Genomic DNA, 22,914 nt, shown 5'->3' with positions numbered 1-22,914 from the left:
TCCAATCAGACTGGGCCTGCTGACTCTATGCGAATGCGCCTTATGTTACTGGGCGGCGGAAATGCCCTTGGGCAGGCGCTGATTCGCCTCGGTGCAGAGGAAGACATCGGTTTCCTCGCCCCCCGCCCGCCCGAAGACGGCTGGGATGCCGCGAGCCTGACCCAATTGCTCGACGACACCCGTCCCGATGCATTGATCAACCTTGCCTACTATTTCGACTGGTTCCAGGCCGAGGCCGTCAGTGAAAGCCGTCTGGCCGGGCAGGAACGCGCCATCGAGCGACTGGCCGAACTGTGCCAGCACCACAACATCGTGCTGGTGCAGCCGTCCAGTTATCGGGTGTTCGACGGTTCCCGCGCCACCGCCTACAGCGAAAAGGACGAGCCAGTGCCGTTGGGCCTGCGCGGTCAGGCCCTGTGGCGGATCGAGCAGAGCGTACGCGCCACCTGCCCGCAACACGTGCTGTTGCGCTTTGGCTGGCTGCTCGACGACAGCCCGGAAGGCACCCTCGGGCGCTTCCTGGCACGCGCCGAACAACCGGAAGAACTGCTGCTGGCCGATGACCGCCGTGGCAATCCGACCCCGGTCGACGATGCGGCGCGGGTGATCATCTCGGTGCTCAAACAACTCGATTGCGCCGCGCCACTGTGGGGCACTTACCACTACGCCGGCCACGAGGCGACCACGCCGCTGGCGCTGGGCCAGGCGATTCTCACCGAAGCGCGCAGCCTGCACCCGCTGGCGATCGAGGCCCCGACCGCCCAGGCCCACGCCGCGCGGCCGGATGCCGCCGAAGAACCGCAACACGCGGTGCTCGCCTGCAAGAAAATTCTGCACACTTTCGGGATCAAGCCGCGCGCCTGGCGTGCCGCGCTCCCGGGCTTACTGGATAGGTTTTATCGTCATGGCTGAAGGCCCTGTTCTCATCACCGGCGGCGCCGGTTTCATCGGCTCGCACCTGACTGACGCGCTGCTTGCCAAGGGCCATTCGGTGCGGATCCTCGATGATCTGTCGACCGGCAAGCGCAGCAATCTGCCGCTGGATAATCCCAGGGTCGAACTGATCGTCGGCGATGTGGCGGATGCCGCTCTGGTCGCGCAGGCGATGCAGGGTTGCAGCGCGGTCGCGCACTTGGCCGCCGTGGCATCGGTGCAGGCGTCGGTGGACGATCCGGTAAAGACTCACCAAAGCAATTTCATCGGCACGCTGAACGTCTGCGAAGCCATGCGCGAGGCCGGCGTGAAGCGTGTGCTGTACGCCTCCAGCGCAGCCGTCTACGGCAACAATGGCGAAGGCGAGTCGATTGACGAAGACACGCCCAAGGCACCGTTGACGCCTTATGCGTCGGACAAACTGGCCGGCGAGCAGTATTTCGATTTCTACCGCCGCCAGCACGGCCTGGAACCGGCGATCTTCCGTTTCTTCAACATCTTCGGCCCGCGCCAGGATCCGTCCTCGCCGTACTCCGGGGTGATCAGCATCTTCAGCGAACGCGCGCAGAAAGGCCTGCCGATCACCGTGTTCGGCGATGGCGAGCAGACGCGGGATTTCATGTACGTCGAAGACCTGGTCGATGTGCTGGTGCAGGCGATCGAAAAGCCGCAAGTGGACGTCGGTGCGGTGAACGTCGGCTGGAATCAGGCGACCAATCTGAAGCAGATGCTGACCGCGCTCGAAGCGGTGGTCGGCGAATTGCCGCCCGTCAGCTACGGCCCGGCGCGCTCCGGTGACATTCGCCATTCGCGGGCGAACAACCGCCGGTTGCTTGAGCGATTCAAGTGCCCGACGCCAACACCGATGAACGTCGGCCTGGCCCGTTTGCTCGGCCGCTGAGCTTTTCGCAGACATGAAAAAGGCGCCTTTTGACAGGCGCCTTTTTCACGGCCGGAATTCGGATTTCAAACCGGTTTCCTGTAGCGAGGGAGCTTGCTCCCCGGTCGATGGCGTAACATCGCCGTCAGTTCTGAGCCTGCCCGCCACCAAGCCTCATTCACCACCACGTGAACGTTCTTTGATTGCTGCTTAGAACTTGTAGCCCAGACCGACCATGTACACAAATGGATCGACATCCACATTCACTTTTGCGCGAGTGCCTGGAGCCACGGCGTTGTTCTCGACGGTGGCGCGGGTATCGATGTCGATGTAGCGCACCTGGGCGTTGAGCATGATGTTGTCGGTCAGCATGTAGTCGGCGCCGACCTGCCAGGCCAGGCCCCAGGAGTTTTTCGCCTTGAAGTTGCTGAAGCCGTTGGACTGGGCTTCGCTGCCGACGTGCTCGTCGTAGATCCAGGTGTAGTTGATGCCGCCGCCGATGTACGGCTGGAAGGCCGATTTGGCGTCCAGCGGGTAGTAGACGACGCTCAGGGTCGGCGGCAGGTGTTTCAGGGTGCCGAGCTTGCCGTTGGCGGCCGGCAGGGCAGTGCCCTTGAGCTTCACGTCATGTTCGAACGGGGACGCGGCCAGCAGCTCGATACCGATGTTGTTGGTCAGCATGTAGGCGAAGTTCAGACCCAGTTGGGTGTCGCTGCTCATGGTCGCCTTGCCGCCCAGGTTGGTGCCGCTCAACGGACCCTGATCGACCTTGACGCTGGAGCTGTCGGCCTTCGGGTTGACGGTGACCGCACCGGCACGAACGATGATGTCGCCGGCTTCATGGGCGTGGGCGAGCGGGGCTGCGAGCGCGAGGGCAAACAGCGAGGCGCTGAGCAAAGACTTGTTCATGGAAGCTCCCAAAGGACGTTAAAAATGTTTGATGTCCTATGGTACGAATCCGTCTGATACGGTCTTTTGACTCAGCTCAATGAAACAGTGATGGCGGGTTTATTTGTGGAACCTTTGCCGACCCCCTTCGCGAGCAAGCTCGCTCCCACATTTATAGCTCGGTCAACTGTGGGAGCGAGCTTGCTCGCGAAGACAATGGGCCAAACAGTACAGAATTACCGGACTTACTCCGGCAGCTCGTACACATAAATCTTGTCCGCTTCCATCTGATACCCGGCGTCGGCCAGTTCGCTGCTGGACTGCTTGACCTGCAACGGCCCCTCCACCCAGTACGGCTGATACAGCTCGTCGAGCTTCACGCCGAGTTCGCTTTTCACATGCACGATCTGGTTCGACGGCGGTGGCGGCACGTGGATGCAGGCGCCGAAGTACGGCACTAGCAGGAAGTCCGTGGTGCGACCTTCTTCGCTGACTTCCAGCGGCACGATGTAGCCCGGCAGGCGAATGTTCTGGCCGTCGAGACTTTGCACCACGGGGGCGTTGGGCATGTCCTGTTTGGCCGCCGGCGCGGACTCGGCGGACAGCGCATCGCTCATCTTCGACAGGTCATGCAGCGGCGTCATGTTCGGCACTTCCGGCGCCGCGTCCGGCGGGATCATCTCCGACCAGGTCAGGTCCTTCGGCGCCGCCGCCCACACGGGCAGGGCGACCAGCAACAGCAGCGCAAGCACGGCGCGGGGCATGGTGAACATCCTCATAAACGGATCGACAGGCCATCGGCCAGGGATTGGCGATACGCGCGCCAGGCCGGCACGCTGCCCATCAGCAGCGCGGCAGCCAGAATGCCACCGAGCAGCGTCCATTCATACTCGCTTGGCCACGCCAGCGGCAGATACAGCCCGTAATTGGCCTGCACATAACCCTGAGCAGCCGCGATGCCGAGGTACAGCAACGCCAGCCCGGCGATCACCCCGGTCAGCGCCAGAGCGAACGCTTCCAGCACCAGCAGGCTCGCGATATGCCACGGGCGTGCGCCCACTGAACGCAGGATCGCCATCTCGCGGCGACGTTCGTTGAGGCTGGTGAGAATTGCCGTGAGCATGCCGATCAACCCGGTCAGCACCACGAACAGCGAGACCACGAACAACGCTTTTTCGGCGGTGCTCATCAGGCTCCACAACTCCTGCAAGGCCACGCCCGGCAGGATCGCCAGCATTGGCTCACCACGGAATTCATTGATCTCCCGTTGCAGGGCGAAGGTCGAAATCTTGCTGTTAAGGCCGAGCATGAACGCGGTGATCGCTTGCGGCGTCAGGTCCATGTTGCGCGCCTGATCGGCGCTGATCCGTCCGTTGCCACGGGCCGGCACGCCGTTGTGCCAGTCGATGTGGATCGCCTCCATGCCGCCGAGGCTGATGTGCAGCGTGCGGTCCACGGGTGTGCCGGTACGCTTGAGAATACCGACCACGGTGAACGGTTTGTCATCGTGCTTGACCAGACTGATCGCCGCCACGCCGTGGGCCAGGACCAGTTTGTCGCCGAGCGTGTAATGCAGCGCCTCGGCCACTTCGGCACCGAGCACCACTTCGAACGGATCGGTGGCGAAGGCGCGGCCGTCGGCCAGTTCGAGATGCTGCTGACGACCGTACTGGTAATGCTCGAAATAGGCTTCGGTGGTGCCCATCACCCGGTATCCGCGATGGGAGTCACCGAGGGACATCGGGATCGCCCACTTCACTTTCGGGTTGCTGGCGAAGTGTTCGAAACTGTCCCAGCGGATGTTGTTGGTGGCGTTGCCGATGCGGAACACCGAGTACAGCAACAGGTTCACCGAACCGGAACGGGCGCCGACGATCAGGTCGGTGCCGCTGATGGTGCTGGCGAAACTGGCCTTGGCTTCAGTGCGCACCCGCTCCACCGCCAGCAGCAGGCAGACGGAAAGCGCGATGGCGAATGCTGTGAGCAAAGCGGTGAAACGCCGGTTGGCGAGGCTGGCCATGGCCAGACGGAACAGATACATCTCAGACCTCGGCAGACGTGGCGGCGCGATTGAGTTCGGCCAGGGACAGGTGACGGTCGAACAGCGGCGCCAGGCTCTGGTCATGGCTGACGAACAACAGGCTCGAGCCGGCTTCGCGGCATTCGGCGAACAGCAGGCGAATGAAGTTTTCCCGGGCGTCGTAATCCAGTGCCGAGGTCGGTTCGTCGGCGATCACCAGTTCCGGCTGACCGATCAATGCGCGCGCTGCGGCGACCCGCTGTTGCTGACCGATCGACAGCGAATCGGCGCGGCGACTCAGGATGCTTTCGTCCTTCAAGCCCAGGTGGGCGAGCAGGGTGGCGGCGGCCTGATCGACACTGCCGTGACGTTGTTTCGCACGCTCGGCACGCAGTTTTGAAAAGTGGCACGGCAGCTCGACGTTCTCGCGCACCGAGAGAAACGGCAGCAGGTTGAACTGCTGGAAAATGTAGCCGGTGTGATCGACGCGAAAGCGATCACGGGCGCCGGCACCCAGTTCGGTCAGCTCCTGGCCGAGCAGGCGAATGCTGCCGCGACCGGGTTTCTGCACCCCGCCGAGCAGGCCGAGCAGGGTGGTCTTGCCGCTGCCGCTGGGGCCCTTGAGGAACAGGGTTTCGCCGGCTTCCAGACGAAACGCGGGGATGTCCAGCAGCGCAGGGTGACCGGGCCAGTTGAAGCCCAGGTCGGACAGTTCGATGAGTGCTTGGGTCATGGCGCCGTTTTCGTTGTTTGACACAAAACCCTGTGTGGGAGCGAGCCTGCTCGCGAAAGCGCTGGATCAGTCAACATCGATATCGACGGACCGATTGCATTCGCGAGCAGGCTCGCTCCCACAGGGGGATTTCGGTGAATTTAAAATTTCAGAGCGGCGGCCTTGGCCGTCACTTCCGTGCCTTGCTGGCCGCTCGGGCTGATCAGTTGTACCTGAATTTTCTGGGTGGCCGGGAAGGTATTGAACAGGTTCGCCAGATCCAGGGTTTTCAACGCACCCGGCGCCGCACAGCTGAACTGGTAGTGGGCGTGGATTTCGCTGTGGTCGTGATGATGCTCGTGACCGTCCTTGCCGGCTTCCTCTTCGTCGTGATCGTCGGCATCCGGCTTGTCGCCGAACAGCGGGCTTTCCAGTTCCTGGCTGGTGACCTTGCAACCGGCGGCGGCTGGCAGGCTGAACAGCGCCAGCGGTTTTTCGAGCTGCGCACGCGCGGCTGCGACCTTGGCCTTGTCGGCATCGCTGGTGGCGACGTGTTCAAAACCCACGAGGTTCATCGCCGGGCTTTCCAGCTCCAGTTCCAGGGTCTGGCCGTCGAGGGCGGCGTTCAGGCGTCCGACGCCATGTTCGTGGGCACCGAGACTGCCGTGCTCATGGTCGTGGTCATGCTCATCGGCAGCATGGGCGACGGCCAGCGGCAACAGGGCAAACGGCAAAGCGAGCAGCAGACGACGCATGGCGGTCTCCGGGAAGTAAAGTGAAGAGTTTGTTATGTAATCTTATAACGAAAGTGCGCAGAGTTTGCCCGCCTGAAACGCTTTGCGCAAGGCATGACTGAGCACCGTCCGGGATGTTCCCGGAGCGGTACGTAGATTGAGTGTCACGATTGTTGAATCAGAATCCGGCGCCGGGATAGTCGAACCAGTAGCCTCCCGTTAGCACATGGCGGATCAGGCTTTCGTCGAGCAGATTCGGAGCATCGCGAGTGAAGCGCTGGCGCCAGGCTGGAAGCCACCAGTAGTTGATCGCCGTGCCGCGCGGAAGTAGCACCACCTTCATGACCTCCGGATCTATTCTGTGCTCTGAGTAGAGTTGATGGCTGCGATCCATGAAGCCCATGTACTGACTGATCGGCAACTGGAACATCAACGCCGTAGTGAAGATTTTTTCACTTTCACTGAACGCGGGATTCTGCAGTATCTGTAACGCTTCACAGGCGTACGGCTTTGGTTGGCCGGCAATTTTTTGGCCTTCGGGAGTAGAAAGTATGTCGAAGCGGTCATCCATATCCCGCCATCCGATACGTCTATTACTTTCAAAGTAATTGTGAACGGTGGCGGTCAACGGCCCTGGCGTTGCGCCTTCGGAGGTGCAGGCTGAAAGGTCGGAAGGCGACCAAAAGCGCCATGCCACAACGAGCAGGAGTGAAGCAGCCAGGATTATCCAGAGTCGTTTCATTGTGGTTTGCTGTACTTGTAACGTCGGAAGATTGTGAAGTCATGGTCACCGCGAGCAGCATTGCCCGATGCGATTCGAAAACCTGCGTCGTTGACTTCGATTTTGTCCCAGCCTGCTGAAATGCAGACACCCTGAGTCAGAACAAATCCGACGTGACCGCTGGCATCAGAGTAATTGACAGCATACGCACCAACGTCTCCGGGCAGGGGTGATTTCTCTGCGTTCCAGCTATTGAGCAGCCGGGTCTCATCTGCCCATTCCCCAGCGGTTGGCGGGCTCACTTTGGAATAGCCCGGGATGTATTTTGAAGAGCCATGTTCGATCATTGCCACGTTGACACCGATGGCAGTCAATACGTCATAGACGAACACATTGCACTTGTTTGATTCCGCCCTGAACTCCACGCTTTTCTTAAGCGTTGGATGCGGTAAAGAATGTTTGACTTTGTTGCCGGCCCATTCAGTCGAACCTCGGTGTGATAGTGCCTCCATCAGTATGCGGCGCGGCATGTCCTGGATGACTACCTTTACGGTGCGGGTTTCATCCCTCCCTTCGACGCCAGTTTTCTTCCTGAAGACATGGGGTTCCTTCCCATGAAAAAAAGAAGAAATGTAGCCGGTTAGGCAAGTGTCGCAAGCTCCTGACACTTGGCGTTACACAAGTCCCATGGGAGCATGCAGGTCAGAAATGTGCGGGAGCGAAGCTTATGTTGCGGATACGCGGAACCGTCGGCGAATTGCCGGTGGATTTGACCCTGGAACTGGATGAACGCGACTGGGCGCGGCTCGGTGCGCAGTTCGGCGTGCAAGTGCAGGCGACTCAGCCGCAAGCAGCAGCGGCGGCGCCTGTGGCGAAACCGGTGAATCAGGATGACGCGTTGTGGCAGGTCGCCAGGGATTTGCTGCGCAAGGCCGGACAACTCAGCGGGCCGGAATTGCTGGATCAGCTCGAAGGACTAACCGGTAGCGCAGTGGCGGGCAAGCGCCTGTTGGTGCGCCTGCGTCATTCGGCCGATGTGAAAGTGCTGAGCGGCGGGGATACGCCGCTCTACAGCTGGATCGAGTAAGCGCTTAGTACAGCGCCGCAAACACCTTGCGCCGGTAGGCGGTCACCAGCGGGTGATCGTTGCCCAGCAGTTCGAACACTTGCAGCAAGGTCTTGTGCGGCAGGCCTTCGCCGTAGCTGCGGTTGCGGATGAACAGCTTGAGCAGTGCGTCCAGCGCCGCTTCGTATTGCTGACGGGCCAGTTGCTGGATCGCCAGTTGATACACCGCTTCATCGTCCTGCGGGTTCTGCGCCAGACGGCTTTTCAGGTCGGCGGCATCCGGCAGGTCACGGGCCAGACCGAGGAACTTGATCTGCGCCTTGGCACCGGCCAGTGCAGCCTTGTGCTCGTCGCTCTTGACCGCGTCGAGCACGGTTTGCGCTTCGCCCAGCTCACCGCGTTCGGTCAGACAGCGAGCGTAGAGGATCAGCGCTTTGGCGTTGGTGTTGTCTTCGCCCAGCAGCGTAACCAGCGTCGCTTCAGCGTCGGCGTAACGTCCTTCGTCGAACAGCGCCTGAGCCTGTTCGAACGGATCGGCGGCGGACGGCGCCGGCATCTGCACATGCGGTTCAAGCAGGGCGCGCACGGCGGATTCCGGTTGCGCACCGGCAAAACCGTCCACCGGTTGACCGTCCTTGAACAGCACCACAGTCGGCAGGCTGCGGATGCCGAAGCGGGCGACGATGTCCTGCTCGATATCGCAATTGACCTTGGCCAGCAGCAACTCGCCCTGATAGCTCTCGGCGATCCCTTGCAGCATCGGCATCAGCGCCTTGCACGGCGCACACCATTCGGCCCAGAAATCCACCAGCACCGGTTTTTGAAAGGAAGCCTCGATCACCGACTGGTCGAAGTCGGCCGTCGTGGCGTCGAAGATGTACGGCGTTTGCTGACTCATGGGGAATCTCGTAAAAGCGTGAATGGGGCAACTATACGGTCAGGCGCGGGCCGCATGGTAGAGGCTGACATGGCGAAACTCTTCGGGCTCGGCCAGATCCGGCAGGGTCATGGCTTCAAGCATTTCGATGCGCCGGTACAACGGATGACGGAAATCCCGTACCCGCGAATCCGCCACCAGCGCTTCGCGGCCACGGCTCAGGAAGGCGTCGAGCAGCGGCAGGTTTTCCCGGTCATAGAGAACGTCGGCCACCAGGATCAGATCAAAGCGATCGGCCTCGGCGAAGAAATCCGTGGAATAGCTCATCTGCACATTATTGAGCTCGGCGTTCGCCCGACAGGCGGCAATCGCCAGCGGGTCGAGGTCGCAGGCCACCACTTCCAGCGCCCCGGCCTTCACCGCCGCGATGCCGGCGATCCCGGAACCGGCGCCGAAATCCAGCACTCGCTTGCCTCGGACCCACTGGGGAAACTCCGCCAGATAACGCGCCACCGCCAGACCGCTGGCCCAGCAGAAACTCCAGTAGGGCGGCTCGTGCAGGATTCGTTGGGTTTCTTCCTGGCTGAATTCGCGGGCCATGTTGTCGCCGTCGATCAGCCACAGCTGCAAATCGGTGTCCGGCAACGCACAGGCTTTCAGTCGGGCGTCGCCGAGCAATTCGCCCAGCGACTGTTGCAGGTCTAACGGTGCATTCATGGGGCTTTGACAAATTGCAGCTGGCCCAGCGCCTGGGTGGTCGGCTGAGTGATGGTCTGCGACGGCAGGTGCAGGATCAACTGGCCGGACTGGCTGGCGCGGCCGCGCAATTCAACCCGTGCGCCGACGGGGAAAGCGTCGGGGTTGAAGCGCAAATGGAATGGCAGAATCTGGTTGTTGCCGATCAGGCTGGAACTGGCGAGCAATTGTTGCGGGCGATCCTTTTCGTCGATCACCAGCAGTGCCAGTTCGACTTCGGCGCCGGCCGGTACGCCTTGCAGGGTGCCGCTCAGTTCGCGCTGATACGCCGGCAGCGGGCCGAGTTCGGCGGCTTCCCGGGCTTTTTTCTGCGCCTGTTGCGGCGCCGGGCCCGGCGTGGGTGGCTGAGGCTTGGGCGCGTCGCTGCCACAGGCCACCAGCAGGCTGAAAATACTGAGCAAAACGAGCGGTCGTAGGGACATTGGCGGCTCCAGCAAAATGAAATCCATGGATCAATCGATCATGGCAGTCTGTATACCGCAAAGCCTATGGCTTGTCTTGCCACCGGGATGCGCTACCATGGCCCTCCCTTTTTTTGTTGCCAGCCACCATGCACTGTCCCTTCTGCGGTGCCAACGACACCAAGGTCATCGACTCGCGTCTGGTCGCCGAGGGCGAACAGGTGCGCCGCCGGCGTGAATGCCTGGCCTGCGGCGAACGTTTCACGACGTTCGAGACGGCCGAACTGGTGTTGCCGCGCCTGATCAAAACCGACGGCAGCCGCCAACCGTTCGACGAAGAAAAACTCCGCGCCGGGATGCAACGCGCCCTGGAGAAACGTCCGGTGAGCGTCGAGCGCCTCGAATCCTCGCTGGTCCATATCAAACACAAGCTGCGCGCCACTGGCGAGCGCGAGGTCAAATCCCTCGTGGTCGGCGAACTGGTGATGGCCGAGCTGCAAAAGCTCGATGAAGTCGCCTACATCCGTTTCGCTTCCGTGTATCGCCGCTTTCAGGACCTCAACGAGTTCCGCGAAGAGATCGACCGCCTCGCCCGCGAACCGGTGAAAGAATGACCACCCCCGCCGAGCAGGCCATCCTCGACGCCCACTTCATGGCCCGGGCTCTGGAGCTGGCGCGCAAGGGGCACTACACGACTCATCCCAATCCACGGGTCGGCTGCGTGATCGTGCGCGACGGGCAGATTGTCGGCGAAGGCTGGCATGAACGCGCCGGCGAACCCCATGCCGAAGTCCACGCCCTGCGCGCCGCCGGTGAGCTGGCCCGGGGCGCCACGGCTTACGTGACCCTCGAACCTTGCAGCCACCACGGCCGCACGCCGCCGTGCGCCGATGCACTGGTGAATGCCGGTGTTGGCCGGGTGGTTGCGGCGATGCGTGATCCGAATCCACAAGTCGCCGGGCGTGGTCTGCAGCGTCTGGCCGATGCCGGCATCGCCACCGAAAGCGGCGTACTGGAAGCTGAGGCGCGCAAGCTCAATCAAGGTTTTCTGAAGCGCATGGAACACGGCTTGCCGTTTGTGCGGGTGAAGTTGGCCATGAGCCTCGACGGTCGCACGGCGATGGAAAGCGGCGAGAGTCAATGGATCACCGGCCCTGCCGCGCGTTCGGCGGTGCAGCGTCTGCGCGCTCAGGCCAGCGTGGTGCTGACCGGCGCCGACACGGTGCTGGCCGATGGTGCACGCCTGACCGTTCGCGGTGACGAGCTGGGACTGGATGCCGAACAAACCGCGCTGGCCCTGAGCCGTCCGCCCCTGCGGGTGCTGATCGACGGGCGTCTGCGGGTGCCGCTGGATGCGCCGTTCTTCAAGGCCGGCCCGGCACTGGTCGCCACCTGCGTGGCCATCGAAGAACAGTACGCCCACGGTCCGGAATGCCTGATCGTGCCGGGCGATGACGGTCAGGTCGATTTGCACCAATTGCTGATCGAACTGGCCAACCGTGGCGTCAACGAAGTGCTAGTCGAGGCCGGCCCGCGACTGGCCGGCGCGTTTGCCCAGCTCGGTCTGGTCGACGAGTTCGTGATCTTCATCGCCGGCAAGTTCCTCGGCTCCACGGCGCGCCCGCTTCTGGACTGGCCGCTAGCCTATATGAAGGATGCGCCGGAGCTGAAAATCACTGAAATTCGCGCGGTTGGCGATGACTGGCGAGTCACTGCAATCCCTGTCTCATCGGCGAGCGTATAATTCCCGGCCATCGCGTTAGCGCTGGCTTCGTTCTCAAGGAGAACCCCATGTTTACCGGCATCATCGAATCCATCGGCAGTATCCGCGCACTGACCCCAAAGGGCGGTGATGTGCGGGTGCATGTCGAAACCGGCAAGCTCGACCTGAGCGACGTCAAACTCGGCGACAGCATCGCGGTCAACGGCGTGTGCCTGACCGCGGTTGAACTGCCGGGCAACGGCTTCGCCGCCGACGTCAGTCGTGAAACCCTCGACTGCACCGCCATGAATGACCTGAAAAGCGGTAGCCCGGTCAATCTGGAAAAAGCCCTGACCCCGACCACTCGTCTCGGTGGCCATCTGGTCAGCGGCCACGTCGACGGTGTCGGCGAAGTGGTTTCGCGCAGCGACAATGCCCGCGCCGTGGAATTTCGCATCCGCGCGCCGAAGGAACTGGCCAAGTACATCGCCCACAAAGGCTCGATCACCGTCGACGGCACCAGCCTGACCGTGAACGCGGTCGATGGCGCCGAATTCCTGCTGACGATCATTCCGCACACCCTGAGCGAAACCATCATGGCGTCCTACAAGCCAGGTCGCCGGGTGAACCTGGAAGTCGACTTGCTGGCGCGTTATCTGGAGCGTCTGCTGTTGGGCGACAAGGCTGCAGAGCCAACGTCCGGTGGCATCACTGAAAGCTTTCTGGCCGCCAACGGCTACCTCAAATCCTGACTGAAGGGGGTGCCTTGTGGCGCTCAATAGCATCGAAGAACTGGTTGAAGACATCCGCCAAGGCAAGATGGTCATCCTCATGGATGACGAAGACCGCGAGAACGAAGGCGACCTGATCATGGCCGCCGAATGCTGCAAGGCCGAGCACATCAACTTCATGGCCAAGCACGCCCGTGGCCTGATCTGCATGCCGATGAGCCGCGAGCGCTGCGAAACCCTGAAACTGCCGCTGATGGCGCCACGCAACGGTTCCGGTTTCGGCACCAAGTTCACCGTCTCGATCGAAGCCGCCGAAGGCGTGACCACCGGCATCTCCGCCGCTGACCGCGCACGCACCGTGCAAGCGGCCGCAGCGAAAGACGCGAAAGCCGAAGACATCGTCAGCCCGGGCCACATCTTCCCGCTGATGGCCCAGGCCGGTGGCACCCTGGCTCGCGCCGGTCACACCGAAGCTGCCTGCGACCTGGCGCGCATGGCGGGTTTTGAGCCGAGCGGCGTGATCTGCGAAGTGATGAACGACGACGGCACCATGTCCCGTCGCGCCGAGCTGGAAGCTTTTGCGGCTGAACACGACATCAAGATCGGCACCATCGCCGACCTGATTCACTACCGGATGATCCACGAACGTACCGTTCAGCGGATTGCCGAGCAGCCACTGGATAGCGAACTGGGCCAATTCAACCTGGTGACCTATCGTGATTCCGTGGAAGGCGACGTGCACATGGCACTGACCCTGGGCACCGTTTGCGCCGAAGAACCGACCTTGGTTCGCGTGCACAACATGGACCCGCTGCGCGACCTGCTGATGGTCAAGCAACCGGGCCGCTGGAGCCTGCGCGCCGCCATGGCTGCGGTTGCCGAGGCCGGTAGCGGTGTGGTGTTGCTGCTCGGTCACCCACTGGATGGCGACGTGTTGCTGGCGCACATCCGTGAAACCGGCGATCAGGCGGCGGTGAAAAAACCGACCACCTACAGCATCGTCGGTGCCGGTTCGCAGATCCTGCGTGACCTCGGCGTGCGCAAAATGCGTTTGATGAGCGCGCCGATGAAGTTCAATGCGATATCCGGTTTCGATCTGGAAGTTGTAGAATACGTGCCCTCCGAATAATGACCGGTTGTTTCCGGCTCCGAATTCGCGGCAAATAAATCACTGAGGGACGCGAAACAGACGCGTCCCGGCTCTTTAAGAGATCTGACGAATGACCCTGAAGACCATCGAAGGTACCTTCATCGCCCCTAAAGGCCGCTACGCTTTGGTAGTGGGCCGCTTCAACAGCTTCGTGGTTGAAAGCCTGGTCAGCGGTGCAGTTGATGCCCTGGTTCGCCACGGCGTGAGCGAAAGCGACATCACCATCATCCGCGCACCTGGCGCCTTCGAAATCCCGCTGGTTGCGCAGAAAGTCGCCCAGAAAGGTGAATTCGCAGCAATCATCGCCCTGGGCGCGGTCATTCGTGGCGGTACTCCGCACTTCGAATACGTGGCTGGCGAGTGCACCAAGGGCCTGGCCCAGGTGTCCATGGAATTCGGCGTACCGGTCGCTTTCGGCGTCCTGACCGTTGATTCCATCGAGCAAGCCATCGAACGTTCCGGCACCAAGGCCGGCAACAAAGGTGCTGAAGCTGCCCTGTCCGCTCTGGAAATGGTCAGCCTGCTGGCGCAGTTGGAGGCCAAGTGATTAGCGACGAAAGCGATCGTTTCAACCCGCGCGATCCGAAACCTGCGGATGCCGGCAAGCCATCGAAAAGTGCCAAGCGCCGCGAAGCCCGTCAGCTCGCGACTCAGGCCCTGTATCAATGGCACATGGCCCGGGCTTCGCTGAACGAGATCGAAGCGCAATTTCGGGTCGATAACGATTTCACCGATGTCGACGGTGCTTACTTCCGCGAAATCCTGCACGGGGTTCCGGCCAACCGCACCGAAATCGACAACGCACTGACGCCTTGCCTGGATCTGGCGATCGAAGAGCTGGACCCGGTTGAACTGGCGGTTCTGCGCCTGTCCACCTGGGAACTGCTCAAGCGCGTCGACGTGCCATACCGCGTTGTGATCAACGAAGGTATCGAGCTGGCCAAAGTGTTCGGTTCGACCGACGGCCACAAGTTCGTCAACGGTGTGCTCGACAAGCTGGCTCCGCGCCTGCGTGAAGCTGAAGTAAAGGCGTTCAAGCGCTGATCCGCGCTTGAATACTTTTTTTCGGCCATGGGCGAGTTTGAGCTGATCCGCAATTTCTGCGCCGCCGCGCCTTGTGCGCAGGGCGGCGAGGGCGTTGCACTGGGGATCGGCGACGACTGCGCCTTGCTGGCGGTTCCTTCCGGGGAACAGCTGGCGGTTTCCACCGATACGCTGGTGGCCGGCGTGCATTTCGCCGATCCCTGCGATCCGTTTCTGCTCGGTCAGCGCTCGCTGGCCGTGGCGGTCAGCGATCTTGCTGCCATGGGCGCCACGCCCGTTGCCTTTACCCTTGCCCTGACTCTGCCGACGGTGACCGCCGATTGGCTGCAAGCCTATGCCCGCGGTTTGAACCGCATGGCGCAGGGCTGCGGCGTGGCGCTGGTCGGCGGCGATACGACGCGCGGGCCGTTGAGCCTGACCGTCACTGTGTTTGGCCGCGTCCCGGCCGGCAAGGCGCTGACCCGCAGCGGCGCACAGCCGGGCGATCTGCTGTGTGTCGGCGGCGAACTGGGCAATGCCGCCGGGGCCTTGCCGCTGGTGCTGGGCCAGCGTGATGCCGAGCCTCAGGTCGCCCAACCGCTGCTCGATCATTACTGGTCGCCGCAACCGCAACTCGCGCTCGGTCAGGCCCTGCGTGGCAAGGCCACTTCGGCGCTGGACATCTCCGATGGCTTGCTCGCCGATTGCGGTCACATCGCACTGGCTTCGAAGGTTCGCCTCGAAGTCGAGCGTGAGCGTGTACCGCTGTCGGATGCATTGGTGGCGTTCCTCGGTCAGCGCGGCGCCGAACGTGCGGCGTTGAGCGGTGGGGATGATTACGTGCTGGCCTTCACCTTGCCATCCGTCGAGTTGCCGGCGCTGCTTGCCGATGGCTGGCCGATCCATGTGATCGGCCGCGTGACACAGGGACAGGGCGTGGTGCTGCTGGATCGCGACGGGCACGACATCACCCCGCAAATCCGCGGTTATCAACATTTTCAGGAGTCACCGTGACAGATCACCCGAAACAGGTTCCGGCCGAATTCGTTCCGCCGTCGGTCTGGCGCAATCCCTGGCATTTCCTGGCGTTCGGCTTCGGCTCGGGCACCTTGCCCAAGGCGCCGGGCACCTGGGGTTCGTTAGTTGCGCTACCCTTCATTCCGTTGTGGCAGATGCTGCCCGACTGGGGTTACTGGCTGATGCTCGGGATCACCATGCTGTTCGGCTTCTGGCTGTGCGGCAAGGTCGCCGACGATCTGCGGGTGCACGACCACGAAGGCATCGTCTGGGACGAAATGGTCGGGATGTGGATCACCCTGTGGCTGGTGCCGGAAGGCTGGTACTGGTTGCTTGCCGGGTTCCTGGTGTTCCGCTTTTTCGACATCCTCAAGCCGTGGCCGATCCGGTGGATCGACCGGCATGTTCACGGCGGCGTCGGCATCATGCTCGACGACGTGCTGGCCGGCGTGTTCGCCTGGCTGGCGATGCAAGGGCTGGTGTGGATTTTCGCCTGAGTTCAAAGGCGTAGATAAGGGGATCAGGGATGGCTCGACGCTGGTTGGCGATATTCTTTTTGACCTTGCTCGGCGCTACGGCGCAGGCACAGGACGCCCCGCCGTCGGTCATTCATCTGGCCAGTGAGGACTGGGAAGACTACACCGCCGCCGATGGTCATGGTCTGGGCTGGGACGTGTTGCGCAAAGTGTTCGAGCCGGCCGGCGTGACCCTCGATATCCGGACCGTGCCTTACACCCGTTCGGTAGGACTGGTGCAGTTGAAGGAGGTCGATGCACTGGTCGGTTCCTATCGCGGTGAAGCCGAGCAGGTGTTGTACCCGAAATGGAATTTCGATTCCGATCACATCTACGCGCTCGGCCTGGCCAGCAATCCACCGCCGACCCAGGCGACGCTGGGCAAGTACCGACTGGCCTGGGTACGCGGCTATCGCTACGAAACCTACCTGCCGAACGTCAAACGCTTCAACCAGATCGAGCGCCGCACCGGGATCCTGTCGATGCTCAAGCAGGGGCGGGCGGATTACTACATCGATGCGCTGACGGAAATCGAAGCAGTGGTGAGAAACGCCGCCGATCCGTCGCAATACCGTTACTCGCATCTGGCGGAATTGCCGCTGTACCTCGGTTTCGCCGACACCCCACAAGCCCGAGCACTGATGTCGATCTACGACCAGCGCATGGAGCAACTGGTGAAAAGCGGCGAGTTGAAGCCGATCTTCGAACGCTGGAAGCAACCGTATCCCTTCGAATGAACGCGATAAGGGCGAGCCTGTTATCAAAGTTTTTGATCGTTATGGCCGATAATTCAGCCTAAGCGCCTGCGGGAACCTGCTGTTACAATGCCGCCCAGCGAATCTTCAGACTTTTCAGATCAGGAGCACACCGGTGCCTGTCGTTTTTGTCGCCGCTTCCAAGCTGCCAACGCCTTTTGCGCAATTCACCATGCACGGTTTTCTCGATGAAGCCACCGGCCGCGAGCACGTTGTGCTGAGCCTGGGTGAGATTGCCGACGGTGCCCCGGTACTCGGCCGTCTGCACTCCGAATGCCTGACCGGCGATGCCTTGTTCAGCCAGCGTTGCGACTGCGGTTCGCAACTCGAAGGCGCCCTCAAAGCCATCGCTCGCGAAGGCCGTGGCGTGTTGCTGTACCTGCGTCAGGAAGGCCGTGGCATCGGCCTTTTGAACAAGATCCGTGCCTACGAATTGCAGGACGGCGGCGCCGACACCGTTGAAGCCAACGAGCGTCTGGGTTTTGCCGCCGACCAGCGTGACTACGCGATGTGCCTGCCGATGCTCGAGCATCTGGGCGTCAAATCCCTGCGCCTGATGACCAACAACCCGCGCAAGGTCAAAGCCTTGACCGACATGGGCATCGTCGTCGCCGAGCGCGTGCCGCTGCACACCGGCCACAATCCGCACAACAAACTCTATCTGGCGACCAAGGCCAGCAAGCTCGACCACATGATGGGTAACGAGCATCAGGGCGAGGTAGACCGGGCGTGACCCGCGGGCAAGTGCGGCGCCGTCTGTCGGTCGCCTGGTGGAAGTACCTGGCGCTGGCGCTGGTGCCGCTGTTCGTCCTCAATGCTGTGTTCGGCGAGAGTGAATCGATCATGCCGGTACTGGCGATGCCGTTGTTCATTGCCGGTGTGGCCTCGATGTTTGTCAGTCTGAAGTTCTTCGGTCGCTACAAACATGCCCTGATCGCCACGCAAAAAGCTCTCGATACCCCAGAAGAACCCGCAGCCTGGATTGCCCTTGCGGCTCGTCGTCGCACGGCGTTTCTTGCAGCAGGGTTACCGGCGTGGATTGGCGCACTGGCGGTGTTCGTCGGCCTGGAGGCCGTGCCGCTGATGTTGCTGGCGCTGTCCACAGCGGTGCTGTTCTACCTTTACCGTATCCCGCGTCAACTCGGTTGATGCGCCCTTTCTGGCTGGCGATTTTGTTGCTGGCCGTCAGCAGCGAAACCCTGGCCGCTTTGCGAGTGGTCAGCCTCGCGCCATCCCTGTCTGAAATTGTCGTTGAACTGGATTCGGCCAATCTGTTGGTGGGCGTGCTGGATGCCGGTGAGCGGCCATCCGCGATCAAGGACGTGCCTTCAGTGGGCCGTTATGGCCAGCTCGACATGGAACGGCTGCTCAGCCTCAAACCTGACTTGTTGCTGTTATGGCCCGGCAGTGTCGGCCCGGCCCAGCGTGATCAGCTCAAGCGTTTGAACATCCCGACTTTTGTTGCCGAGCCCCACAGTCTCGACCAGCTGACCGCGCAGATTGAAGCCATCGCGACACAGCTTGGTCGTCCGGAGCGCGGGGTTGAGCGGGCGGCCGAGCTGCGGCGCAACCTCAATGAGCTGCGCCAGCGCTACCGACGCGAAACGCCGCTGCGGGTGTTCTATCAAGTCTGGGACAAACCGCTGTACACCATCGGTGGCGGGCAGATCATCAGCGATGCGATTGAGGTGTGCGGCGCGCGTAATGTGTTTTCCGACCTGACGCTGCCGGCACCGCAAGTGAGCATCGAAGCTGTTTTACAGCGTGATCCCGAAGTCATTCTGGCCGGTGATCAGCCGCAATTGGATGCGTGGAGCGTTTGGCCACAGGTGACAGCGGTGAAGCATCGGCAGTTGCTGCTGGTCACCGATAAAGGCCTTGAGCGCCCGAGCGGACAGATGATCGACGCCACAGCCAGGCTTTGCCACCTGATCGCGCCGGATCGCTGAGACCTCGGCGTTTATTCGCGAGCAAGCTCGCTCCCACAGGGATCACGCTAAACCTGTGGGAGCGAGCTTGCTCGCGATGAGGCCTGTCAAGGCAGCGAAAATTCTGGATCAGAGCTGCGGCGTCCAGGTCACGCCGAACATGAACGCCCGACCTTCCTCGCGATAGCCATACTGGCTGCCGTCATGGCTGTACAACGCCCGGCTGTAACCCTTGTCCAGCAGGTTATCGACCTTGAAATCCAGCTTGATCTCGTGGTTCAGAGCCCAACTGCTGCGCAAACCGAGCAACGCGTAGCCACCCAATGGCTGCTGATTTTTCAGGTCGTCGTAACTGCTGCTGACAGCCTGCCAACTGGCGCCGAGGCCAAGGCGATCGAACTGTCGATCCAGATCCCAGCTCAATGTCCGCCGTGCACGCCGCGCCAAAGTGTGGCCGGTGTCGCGGTCGCGGGGATCGATGATCGCCACGCCGAGGTTGCTCTGCCAGCCGAACAGCTCCTGTTTCAACGCTGCTTCGAAGCCGTTGATTCGCGCCGAAGCGACGTTTTCCGGGCGTGAGTTGCTGCCGAAGATGATCGCGTCTTCCAGATCGGTCCGGTACAGCGAGGCCTCCAGACGAGTGCTGTCGCTCAACTGGCTGCGCCATTGCAGCTCGTAGCTTTTCGAGGTTTCCGGTTTAAGGTCGGGGTTGCTGAAGTCCGGGTAATACAGATCGTTGAAGGTCGGCGCGCGGAAGCCCTCGCTGTAGCTGAGCAGCAGATCGTTGTCCGGGTTGACCGGCAACGTCAGCGTGCCGCTCCAGCTGTTCTGGCCGCCGAACTGCTGGTTGTCGTCACGGCGCAGGCCGAGTTCGGTGGAGAAACTGTCGGCCTGGAAGCGATGCTGGATGAAGGCTGCGCGGTTCCAGCGGCTGTCTTCGTCGAACGCGGTGCTGCTGTTGATCCGGTCTTCGTACCAGTCGCCGCCAAGGATCAGACTTTTGCGCGCATCGAGGGTCAGGTCGTTCTGCCAGGTCACCGAATCACGGTAGGTGTTGAATACCGAGCGTTCGTCGCTGAGCTTGTCGAAGGACTTCTCGCGGTTTTCGCTATGGCCGAGTTCCAGCCGCGACTTCCAGCGCTCGTTGATCCGCGCGTCGATGTAGCTGCTGAAACTGCTGACGGTGAAATCGCTGTACGGTTGCTGCTGCACTGAGTCGAAGGTCACCGGGTCGAAGCGGCCGAACGGGTTGTCGAACTCGCTTTTGCCGCGGTTATCCAGCAGGTTGGCGCCGACTTCGATGTCATCGGTCAGCGCATGGCTGAGGCTCAGGCTGATGGATTTATTGCGATAGGCGTCGTGGTCGCTGTCGCTGGGGTATGACTCGTGGGTACGGTCGAGGCCGGCGGTTTCATCAAGACTGGCGCCGAGGTTGAAGCGGGTTTTCTCATCGCCTCCGGACAGGCCGACGCTGCGCTCCCAGGTCTGGTTGCTGCCGAATCCGACATGCATTCGAGGCTGCAAGCCTTGTTCGCCGCCGCGCCGGGTGAAGATCTGAATCACTCCGCCAATCGCATCGCTACCGTAGATCACCGAGCGTGAACCACGCAGCACTTCCACGCGCTCGATCTGCTCGATGTTGAGGTGTTGCAGGTTGCTGTCGCCGGAGGTGGAGTTGCCGATGCGCTGACCGTCGACCAGCACCAGGCTTTGCGCCGATTGCGTTCCACGAATGTAGATCCCCGGGAGGCTGCCGCGTCCGCCGGTTTGCGCCACTTGCACGCCCGGCACCCGTTGCAGCAGATCGGTGACGCTACGAGGTTGCAGGCGCTCGATGTCTTCGCGTGTGAACACGGTGTTGGCGGCGCTGCTGTCGTTGCGCGCTTCGACCTGGCGGTTGGCGCTGATCAGCACGTCCGGCAGCTTCAGGGCCTGATCGCGTTCGAAGGTGTCGGCCAGGGCGTTGGCGGAGGGCAGCAGCAGGAGGGGCAGGGCGAGGCGCAAGAGGTTCATCGGAGTCCGTTGGTACATAAAGCGAATTGAATTTTGAAAGGTGCACAAACCACTGTGGGAGCGAGCTTGCTCGCGAATGCGGTGTGTCAGTCAAGAATGAGTCGACTGACTGTCCGTCTTCGCGAGCAAGCTCGCTCCCACAGGGTTATTCACAGGTCTGGCGTTTAGCGGTTAAGCAACTCCAGGCGCTCACGCACCGCCGCTTCGATCCCCACTTCATCCAGCCCGCACTCGGCCAGCATCTGCGCCGGCTTGGCGTGCTCGACGTAAACGTCCGGCAAGCCCAGGTGCAGCACCGACTTGAGGATGTTCTCGCGGGCGAGGAATTCGCTGACCGCGCCACCGGCGCCGCCCATGATCGCGTTCTCTTCGATGGTCACCAGCAACTCGTGGCTGTTGGCAATTTCGCGCACCAGCGCTTCGTCCATCGGTTTGACGAAACGCATGTCGACCACGGTCGCGTCCAGTGTCTCGGCGACTTTCAGGGCTTCGGCCATTTGCACGCCGAAGACCAGCAGGGCGACCTTGCTGCCCTGACGACGCACCACACCCTTGCCGATCTCGATCGGTTCGAGGTCTTTCTCGATGGTCGCGTTCGGGCCGGTGCCGCGCGGGTAACGCACTGCCGCCGGGCCGTTGTACAGGTGGCCGGTGGTGAGCATCTTGCGCAGTTCGTTTTCGTCGCTCGGGGTCATGATGACCATGCCCGGGATGCAGCGCAGGAACGACAGGTCGAAACTGCCGGCGTGGGTCGGGCCGTCTTCGCCCACCAGACCGGCGCGGTCGATGGCGAACAGCACGTCGAGGTTCTGCACTGCGACGTCATGCACCAACTGGTCGTAACCGCGTTGCAGGAATGTCGAGTAGATCGCAACCACCGGTTTCGCGCCTTCGCAGGCCATGCCGGCCGCGAGGGTCACGGCGTGTTGCTCGGCAATTGCCACGTCGAAGTAGCGCAGCGGGAAACGTTCGCTGAACGCCACCAGGTCCGAGCCTTCCTTCATCGCCGGGGTAATGCCCACCAGGCGCGGGTCGGCAGCAGCCATGTCGCACAGCCACTCACCGAACACGCCGGAATACTTTGGCCCGCCGGCCTTTTTCGGCGCAGCGGCCGGGGCGTCCAGCGGTTCAAGTTTGGTGATGGCGTGGTAACCGATCGGGTCGACTTCCGCCGGTGCGAAGCCTTTGCCCTTCTTGGTGACGATGTGCAGGAATTGCGGGCCTTTCAGATCGCGCATGTTGCGCAGGGTGGCGATCAGGGTCGGCAGGTCGTGGCCGTCGATCGGGCCGATGTAGTTCCAGCCCAATTCTTCGAACAGGGTGCCGGGGACCAGCATGCCTTTGGCGTATTCTTCGGTGCGACGGGCGATTTCCCAGGCGCCGGGCAGGCGTGACAGCACTTTCTTGCTGCCTTCACGCATGCTCGCGTAAGTGCGGCTGGAAAGGATCTTCGCCAGATAGTTCGACAGACCGCCGACGTTGCGCGAGATCGACATGTCGTTGTCGTTGAGGATCACCAGCATGTTGGCGTCGACTTCCGGTGCGTGGTTCAGCGCCTCGAACGCCATACCGGCGGTCAGAGCACCGTCGCCGATCACCGCAATCGCCTTGCGATCACTGTTCTGCAGGCGGGCGGCGATGGCCATGCCCAGCGCGGCGCTGATCGAGGTGCTGGAGTGGCCGACGCCGAAGGTGTCGTACTCGCTCTCGGAACGGCGCGGAAAGGCCGCGATACCGTCCTTCTGGCGCAGGGTTTCCATGCGCTCGCGACGACCGGTGAGGATCTTGTGCGGATAGGCCTGATGACCAACGTCCCACACCAGACGATCGTCCGGGGTGTCGAAGACGTAATGCAACGCGATGGTCAGCTCGATGACGCCCAGGCCGGCACCGAAATGCCCACCGGTCTGGCCGACCGTGTAGAGCAATTCCAGGCGCAACTCATCAGCCAGGGTTTCCAGCTCGGCTTCGCCTAACCGGCGCAGGCCGTCCGGCGTGTTCGCGCGGTCGAGCAGGGGCGTGGTCGGGCGCTTGCGGGGAATCTCATGAAACGTCGTGGGCATCAGGCGAATCGTTATAGGTATAAAAGATG

27 protein-coding genes are annotated in these 22,914 nt (G+C 61.9%); 15 read left to right on the top strand and 12 right to left on the bottom strand.

Going from position 1 to position 22,914, the window contains the following annotated elements:
• Nucleotides 1-27 precede the first annotated feature (27 nt).
• Nucleotides 28-912, top strand: coding sequence for an NAD(P)-dependent oxidoreductase (locus N8H71_RS11080; protein WP_262194016.1), 885 nt, complete (start codon nt 28-30; stop codon nt 910-912).
• Nucleotides 905-1,834, top strand: coding sequence for an NAD-dependent epimerase/dehydratase family protein (locus tag N8H71_RS11075; protein ID WP_262194014.1), 930 nt, complete (start codon nt 905-907; stop codon nt 1,832-1,834). Before N8H71_RS11080 ends, N8H71_RS11075 begins: the two co-directional genes overlap by 8 nt.
• Before the next feature lie 189 nt (nt 1,835-2,023).
• Here N8H71_RS11075 and N8H71_RS11070 read toward each other — a convergent pair whose 3' ends face one another.
• From N8H71_RS11070 to N8H71_RS11040, 7 genes are all read right to left on the bottom strand, one after another.
• The gene (locus N8H71_RS11070; RefSeq protein WP_262194013.1) at nt 2,024-2,722 is read right to left on the bottom strand and encodes an OmpW/AlkL family protein; all 699 of its coding nucleotides are present in this window, start codon (nt 2,720-2,722) and stop codon (nt 2,024-2,026) included.
• Between the two features lie 224 nt (nt 2,723-2,946).
• On the bottom strand, nt 2,947-3,465 hold the full coding sequence (locus N8H71_RS11065) for a DUF3299 domain-containing protein (RefSeq protein ID WP_262194012.1): 519 nt from the start codon (nt 3,463-3,465) through the stop codon (nt 2,947-2,949).
• An 11-nt stretch (nt 3,466-3,476) separates the two neighbouring features.
• Entirely contained in the window at nt 3,477-4,742 is a 1,266-nt protein-coding gene (locus tag N8H71_RS11060; RefSeq protein WP_262194011.1) for an ABC transporter permease, read from the bottom strand.
• Nucleotide 4,743: 1 nt separating this feature from the next.
• On the bottom strand, nt 4,744-5,454 hold the full coding sequence (locus N8H71_RS11055; protein WP_262194010.1) for an ABC transporter ATP-binding protein: 711 nt from the start codon (nt 5,452-5,454) through the stop codon (nt 4,744-4,746).
• Between the two features lie 140 nt (nt 5,455-5,594).
• The gene (locus N8H71_RS11050; protein WP_262194009.1) at nt 5,595-6,188 is read right to left on the bottom strand and encodes a DUF2796 domain-containing protein; all 594 of its coding nucleotides are present in this window, start codon (nt 6,186-6,188) and stop codon (nt 5,595-5,597) included.
• Nucleotides 6,189-6,345: 157 nt separating this feature from the next.
• The gene (locus N8H71_RS11045; RefSeq protein ID WP_230733777.1) at nt 6,346-6,909 is read right to left on the bottom strand and encodes a hypothetical protein; all 564 of its coding nucleotides are present in this window, start codon (nt 6,907-6,909) and stop codon (nt 6,346-6,348) included.
• Entirely contained in the window at nt 6,906-7,418 is a 513-nt protein-coding gene (locus tag N8H71_RS11040) for a hypothetical protein (RefSeq protein WP_262194008.1), read from the bottom strand. Before N8H71_RS11040 ends, N8H71_RS11045 begins: the two co-directional genes overlap by 4 nt.
• 197 nt (nt 7,419-7,615) lie before the next feature.
• On the opposite strand from N8H71_RS11040, the gene N8H71_RS11035 reads away from it, so the two are divergent.
• Entirely contained in the window at nt 7,616-7,975 is a 360-nt protein-coding gene (locus N8H71_RS11035; protein ID WP_262194007.1) for a hypothetical protein, read from the top strand.
• A 4-nt stretch (nt 7,976-7,979) separates the two neighbouring features.
• On the opposite strand, the gene trxA is transcribed toward N8H71_RS11035, so the two are convergent.
• Genes trxA through N8H71_RS11020 form a run of 3 tightly spaced genes read right to left on the bottom strand, consistent with a single transcriptional unit; the run spans nt 7,980 to nt 10,009 of the window.
• On the bottom strand, nt 7,980-8,852 hold the full coding sequence (trxA, locus tag N8H71_RS11030; RefSeq protein ID WP_007955581.1) for a thioredoxin: 873 nt from the start codon (nt 8,850-8,852) through the stop codon (nt 7,980-7,982).
• A 39-nt stretch (nt 8,853-8,891) separates the two neighbouring features.
• The gene (locus tag N8H71_RS11025; protein ID WP_262194006.1) at nt 8,892-9,548 is read right to left on the bottom strand and encodes a class I SAM-dependent methyltransferase; all 657 of its coding nucleotides are present in this window, start codon (nt 9,546-9,548) and stop codon (nt 8,892-8,894) included.
• The gene (locus N8H71_RS11020) at nt 9,545-10,009 is read right to left on the bottom strand and encodes a YbaY family lipoprotein (RefSeq protein ID WP_262194005.1); all 465 of its coding nucleotides are present in this window, start codon (nt 10,007-10,009) and stop codon (nt 9,545-9,547) included. Before N8H71_RS11020 ends, N8H71_RS11025 begins: the two co-directional genes overlap by 4 nt.
• Before the next feature lie 128 nt (nt 10,010-10,137).
• Between N8H71_RS11020 and nrdR the strand changes: the two genes are divergently transcribed.
• From nrdR to N8H71_RS10960, 12 genes are all read left to right on the top strand, one after another.
• Entirely contained in the window at nt 10,138-10,602 is a 465-nt protein-coding gene (gene nrdR, locus N8H71_RS11015; protein ID WP_003228656.1) for a transcriptional regulator NrdR, read from the top strand.
• On the top strand, nt 10,599-11,732 hold the full coding sequence (gene ribD, locus N8H71_RS11010) for a bifunctional diaminohydroxyphosphoribosylaminopyrimidine deaminase/5-amino-6-(5-phosphoribosylamino)uracil reductase RibD (RefSeq protein ID WP_262194003.1): 1,134 nt from the start codon (nt 10,599-10,601) through the stop codon (nt 11,730-11,732). The genes nrdR and ribD overlap by 4 nt, the downstream gene beginning before the upstream one ends.
• Nucleotides 11,733-11,779: 47 nt before the next feature.
• Nucleotides 11,780-12,442, top strand: coding sequence for a riboflavin synthase (locus N8H71_RS11005; protein ID WP_007955571.1), 663 nt, complete (start codon nt 11,780-11,782; stop codon nt 12,440-12,442).
• 16 nt (nt 12,443-12,458) lie between these two features.
• Nucleotides 12,459-13,550, top strand: coding sequence for a bifunctional 3,4-dihydroxy-2-butanone-4-phosphate synthase/GTP cyclohydrolase II (gene ribBA / locus N8H71_RS11000; protein WP_007955569.1), 1,092 nt, complete (start codon nt 12,459-12,461; stop codon nt 13,548-13,550).
• A 91-nt stretch (nt 13,551-13,641) separates the two neighbouring features.
• Nucleotides 13,642-14,118 (top strand): 6,7-dimethyl-8-ribityllumazine synthase, encoded by a 477-nt coding sequence (ribH, locus tag N8H71_RS10995; protein WP_003228649.1) that lies wholly within the window; start codon nt 13,642-13,644, stop codon nt 14,116-14,118.
• Nucleotides 14,115-14,615: a transcription antitermination factor NusB gene (gene nusB / locus N8H71_RS10990; RefSeq protein ID WP_262194002.1), complete on the top strand. Its 501-nt coding sequence runs from the start codon at nt 14,115-14,117 to the stop codon at nt 14,613-14,615. Before ribH ends, nusB begins: the two co-directional genes overlap by 4 nt.
• A 27-nt stretch (nt 14,616-14,642) precedes the next feature.
• Complete coding sequence (gene thiL / locus N8H71_RS10985; protein WP_262194000.1) at nt 14,643-15,608, top strand: thiamine-phosphate kinase; 966 nt, start codon at nt 14,643-14,645, stop codon at nt 15,606-15,608.
• Nucleotides 15,605-16,108, top strand: a complete 504-nt coding sequence (locus N8H71_RS10980; RefSeq protein WP_007910933.1) for a phosphatidylglycerophosphatase A family protein — start codon at nt 15,605-15,607, stop codon at nt 16,106-16,108. Before thiL ends, N8H71_RS10980 begins: the two co-directional genes overlap by 4 nt.
• Nucleotides 16,109-16,137: 29 nt before the next feature.
• Nucleotides 16,138-16,863 carry a substrate-binding periplasmic protein gene (locus N8H71_RS10975; protein ID WP_262193999.1) on the top strand — a complete coding sequence of 242 codons (726 nt, stop codon included), beginning with the start codon at nt 16,138-16,140 and terminating at the stop codon, nt 16,861-16,863.
• Nucleotides 16,864-16,996: 133 nt separating this feature from the next.
• Entirely contained in the window at nt 16,997-17,614 is a 618-nt protein-coding gene (gene ribA / locus N8H71_RS10970) for a GTP cyclohydrolase II (protein ID WP_007955551.1), read from the top strand.
• A complete protein-coding gene (locus tag N8H71_RS10965; protein WP_262193998.1) occupies nt 17,611-18,030 on the top strand; it encodes an MFS transporter in 420 nt (139 codons plus the stop codon). Before ribA ends, N8H71_RS10965 begins: the two co-directional genes overlap by 4 nt.
• Complete coding sequence (locus N8H71_RS10960; protein WP_262193997.1) at nt 18,030-18,830, top strand: cobalamin-binding protein; 801 nt, start codon at nt 18,030-18,032, stop codon at nt 18,828-18,830. Before N8H71_RS10965 ends, N8H71_RS10960 begins: the two co-directional genes overlap by 1 nt.
• A gap of 108 nt (nt 18,831-18,938) precedes the next feature.
• Here the strand turns inward: N8H71_RS10960 and N8H71_RS10955 are convergent, their stop codons facing one another.
• Nucleotides 18,939-20,822 (bottom strand): TonB-dependent receptor domain-containing protein, encoded by a 1,884-nt coding sequence (locus N8H71_RS10955; RefSeq protein WP_262193996.1) that lies wholly within the window; start codon nt 20,820-20,822, stop codon nt 18,939-18,941.
• A gap of 164 nt (nt 20,823-20,986) precedes the next feature.
• Nucleotides 20,987-22,885: a 1-deoxy-D-xylulose-5-phosphate synthase gene (gene dxs / locus N8H71_RS10950; protein ID WP_262193995.1), complete on the bottom strand. Its 1,899-nt coding sequence runs from the start codon at nt 22,883-22,885 to the stop codon at nt 20,987-20,989.
• Nucleotides 22,886-22,914: the final 29 nt, after the last annotated feature.

Source organism: Pseudomonas koreensis, assembly GCF_025447595.1.
Classification (GTDB): Bacteria; Pseudomonadota; Gammaproteobacteria; order Pseudomonadales; family Pseudomonadaceae; genus Aquipseudomonas; species Aquipseudomonas koreensis_H.
The sequence above is the reverse complement of the archived record's forward strand: the minus strand, read 5'-3'. Positions and strand labels throughout refer to the sequence as shown.

Bases quoted from the DNA above. Each gene is read 5' to 3' on its own strand.
- N8H71_RS11080 (WP_262194016.1), top strand. From the start codon at position 28: ATGCGAATGCGCCTTATGTTACTGGGCGGCGGAAATGCCCTTGGGCAG.
- N8H71_RS11075 (WP_262194014.1), top strand. From the start codon at position 905: ATGGCTGAAGGCCCTGTTCTCATCACCGGCGGCGCCGGTTTCATCGGC.
- N8H71_RS11070 (WP_262194013.1), bottom strand. From the start codon at position 2,722: ATGAACAAGTCTTTGCTCAGCGCCTCGCTGTTTGCCCTCGCGCTCGCA.
- N8H71_RS11065 (WP_262194012.1), bottom strand. From the start codon at position 3,465: ATGCCCCGCGCCGTGCTTGCGCTGCTGTTGCTGGTCGCCCTGCCCGTG.
- N8H71_RS11060 (WP_262194011.1), bottom strand. From the start codon at position 4,742: ATGTATCTGTTCCGTCTGGCCATGGCCAGCCTCGCCAACCGGCGTTTC.
- N8H71_RS11055 (WP_262194010.1), bottom strand. From the start codon at position 5,454: ATGACCCAAGCACTCATCGAACTGTCCGACCTGGGCTTCAACTGGCCC.
- N8H71_RS11050 (WP_262194009.1), bottom strand. From the start codon at position 6,188: ATGCGTCGTCTGCTGCTCGCTTTGCCGTTTGCCCTGTTGCCGCTGGCC.
- N8H71_RS11045 (WP_230733777.1), bottom strand. From the start codon at position 6,909: ATGAAACGACTCTGGATAATCCTGGCTGCTTCACTCCTGCTCGTTGTG.
- N8H71_RS11040 (WP_262194008.1), bottom strand. From the start codon at position 7,418: ATGCCGCGCCGCATACTGATGGAGGCACTATCACACCGAGGTTCGACT.
- N8H71_RS11035 (WP_262194007.1), top strand. From the start codon at position 7,616: ATGTTGCGGATACGCGGAACCGTCGGCGAATTGCCGGTGGATTTGACC.
- trxA (WP_007955581.1), bottom strand. From the start codon at position 8,852: ATGAGTCAGCAAACGCCGTACATCTTCGACGCCACGACGGCCGACTTC.
- N8H71_RS11025 (WP_262194006.1), bottom strand. From the start codon at position 9,548: ATGAATGCACCGTTAGACCTGCAACAGTCGCTGGGCGAATTGCTCGGC.
- N8H71_RS11020 (WP_262194005.1), bottom strand. From the start codon at position 10,009: ATGTCCCTACGACCGCTCGTTTTGCTCAGTATTTTCAGCCTGCTGGTG.
- nrdR (WP_003228656.1), top strand. From the start codon at position 10,138: ATGCACTGTCCCTTCTGCGGTGCCAACGACACCAAGGTCATCGACTCG.
- ribD (WP_262194003.1), top strand. From the start codon at position 10,599: ATGACCACCCCCGCCGAGCAGGCCATCCTCGACGCCCACTTCATGGCC.
- N8H71_RS11005 (WP_007955571.1), top strand. From the start codon at position 11,780: ATGTTTACCGGCATCATCGAATCCATCGGCAGTATCCGCGCACTGACC.
- ribH (WP_003228649.1), top strand. From the start codon at position 13,642: ATGACCCTGAAGACCATCGAAGGTACCTTCATCGCCCCTAAAGGCCGC.
- thiL (WP_262194000.1), top strand. From the start codon at position 14,643: ATGGGCGAGTTTGAGCTGATCCGCAATTTCTGCGCCGCCGCGCCTTGT.
- N8H71_RS10975 (WP_262193999.1), top strand. From the start codon at position 16,138: ATGGCTCGACGCTGGTTGGCGATATTCTTTTTGACCTTGCTCGGCGCT.
- N8H71_RS10960 (WP_262193997.1), top strand. From the start codon at position 18,030: ATGCGCCCTTTCTGGCTGGCGATTTTGTTGCTGGCCGTCAGCAGCGAA.
- N8H71_RS10955 (WP_262193996.1), bottom strand. From the start codon at position 20,822: ATGAACCTCTTGCGCCTCGCCCTGCCCCTCCTGCTGCTGCCCTCCGCC.
- dxs (WP_262193995.1), bottom strand. From the start codon at position 22,885: ATGCCCACGACGTTTCATGAGATTCCCCGCAAGCGCCCGACCACGCCC.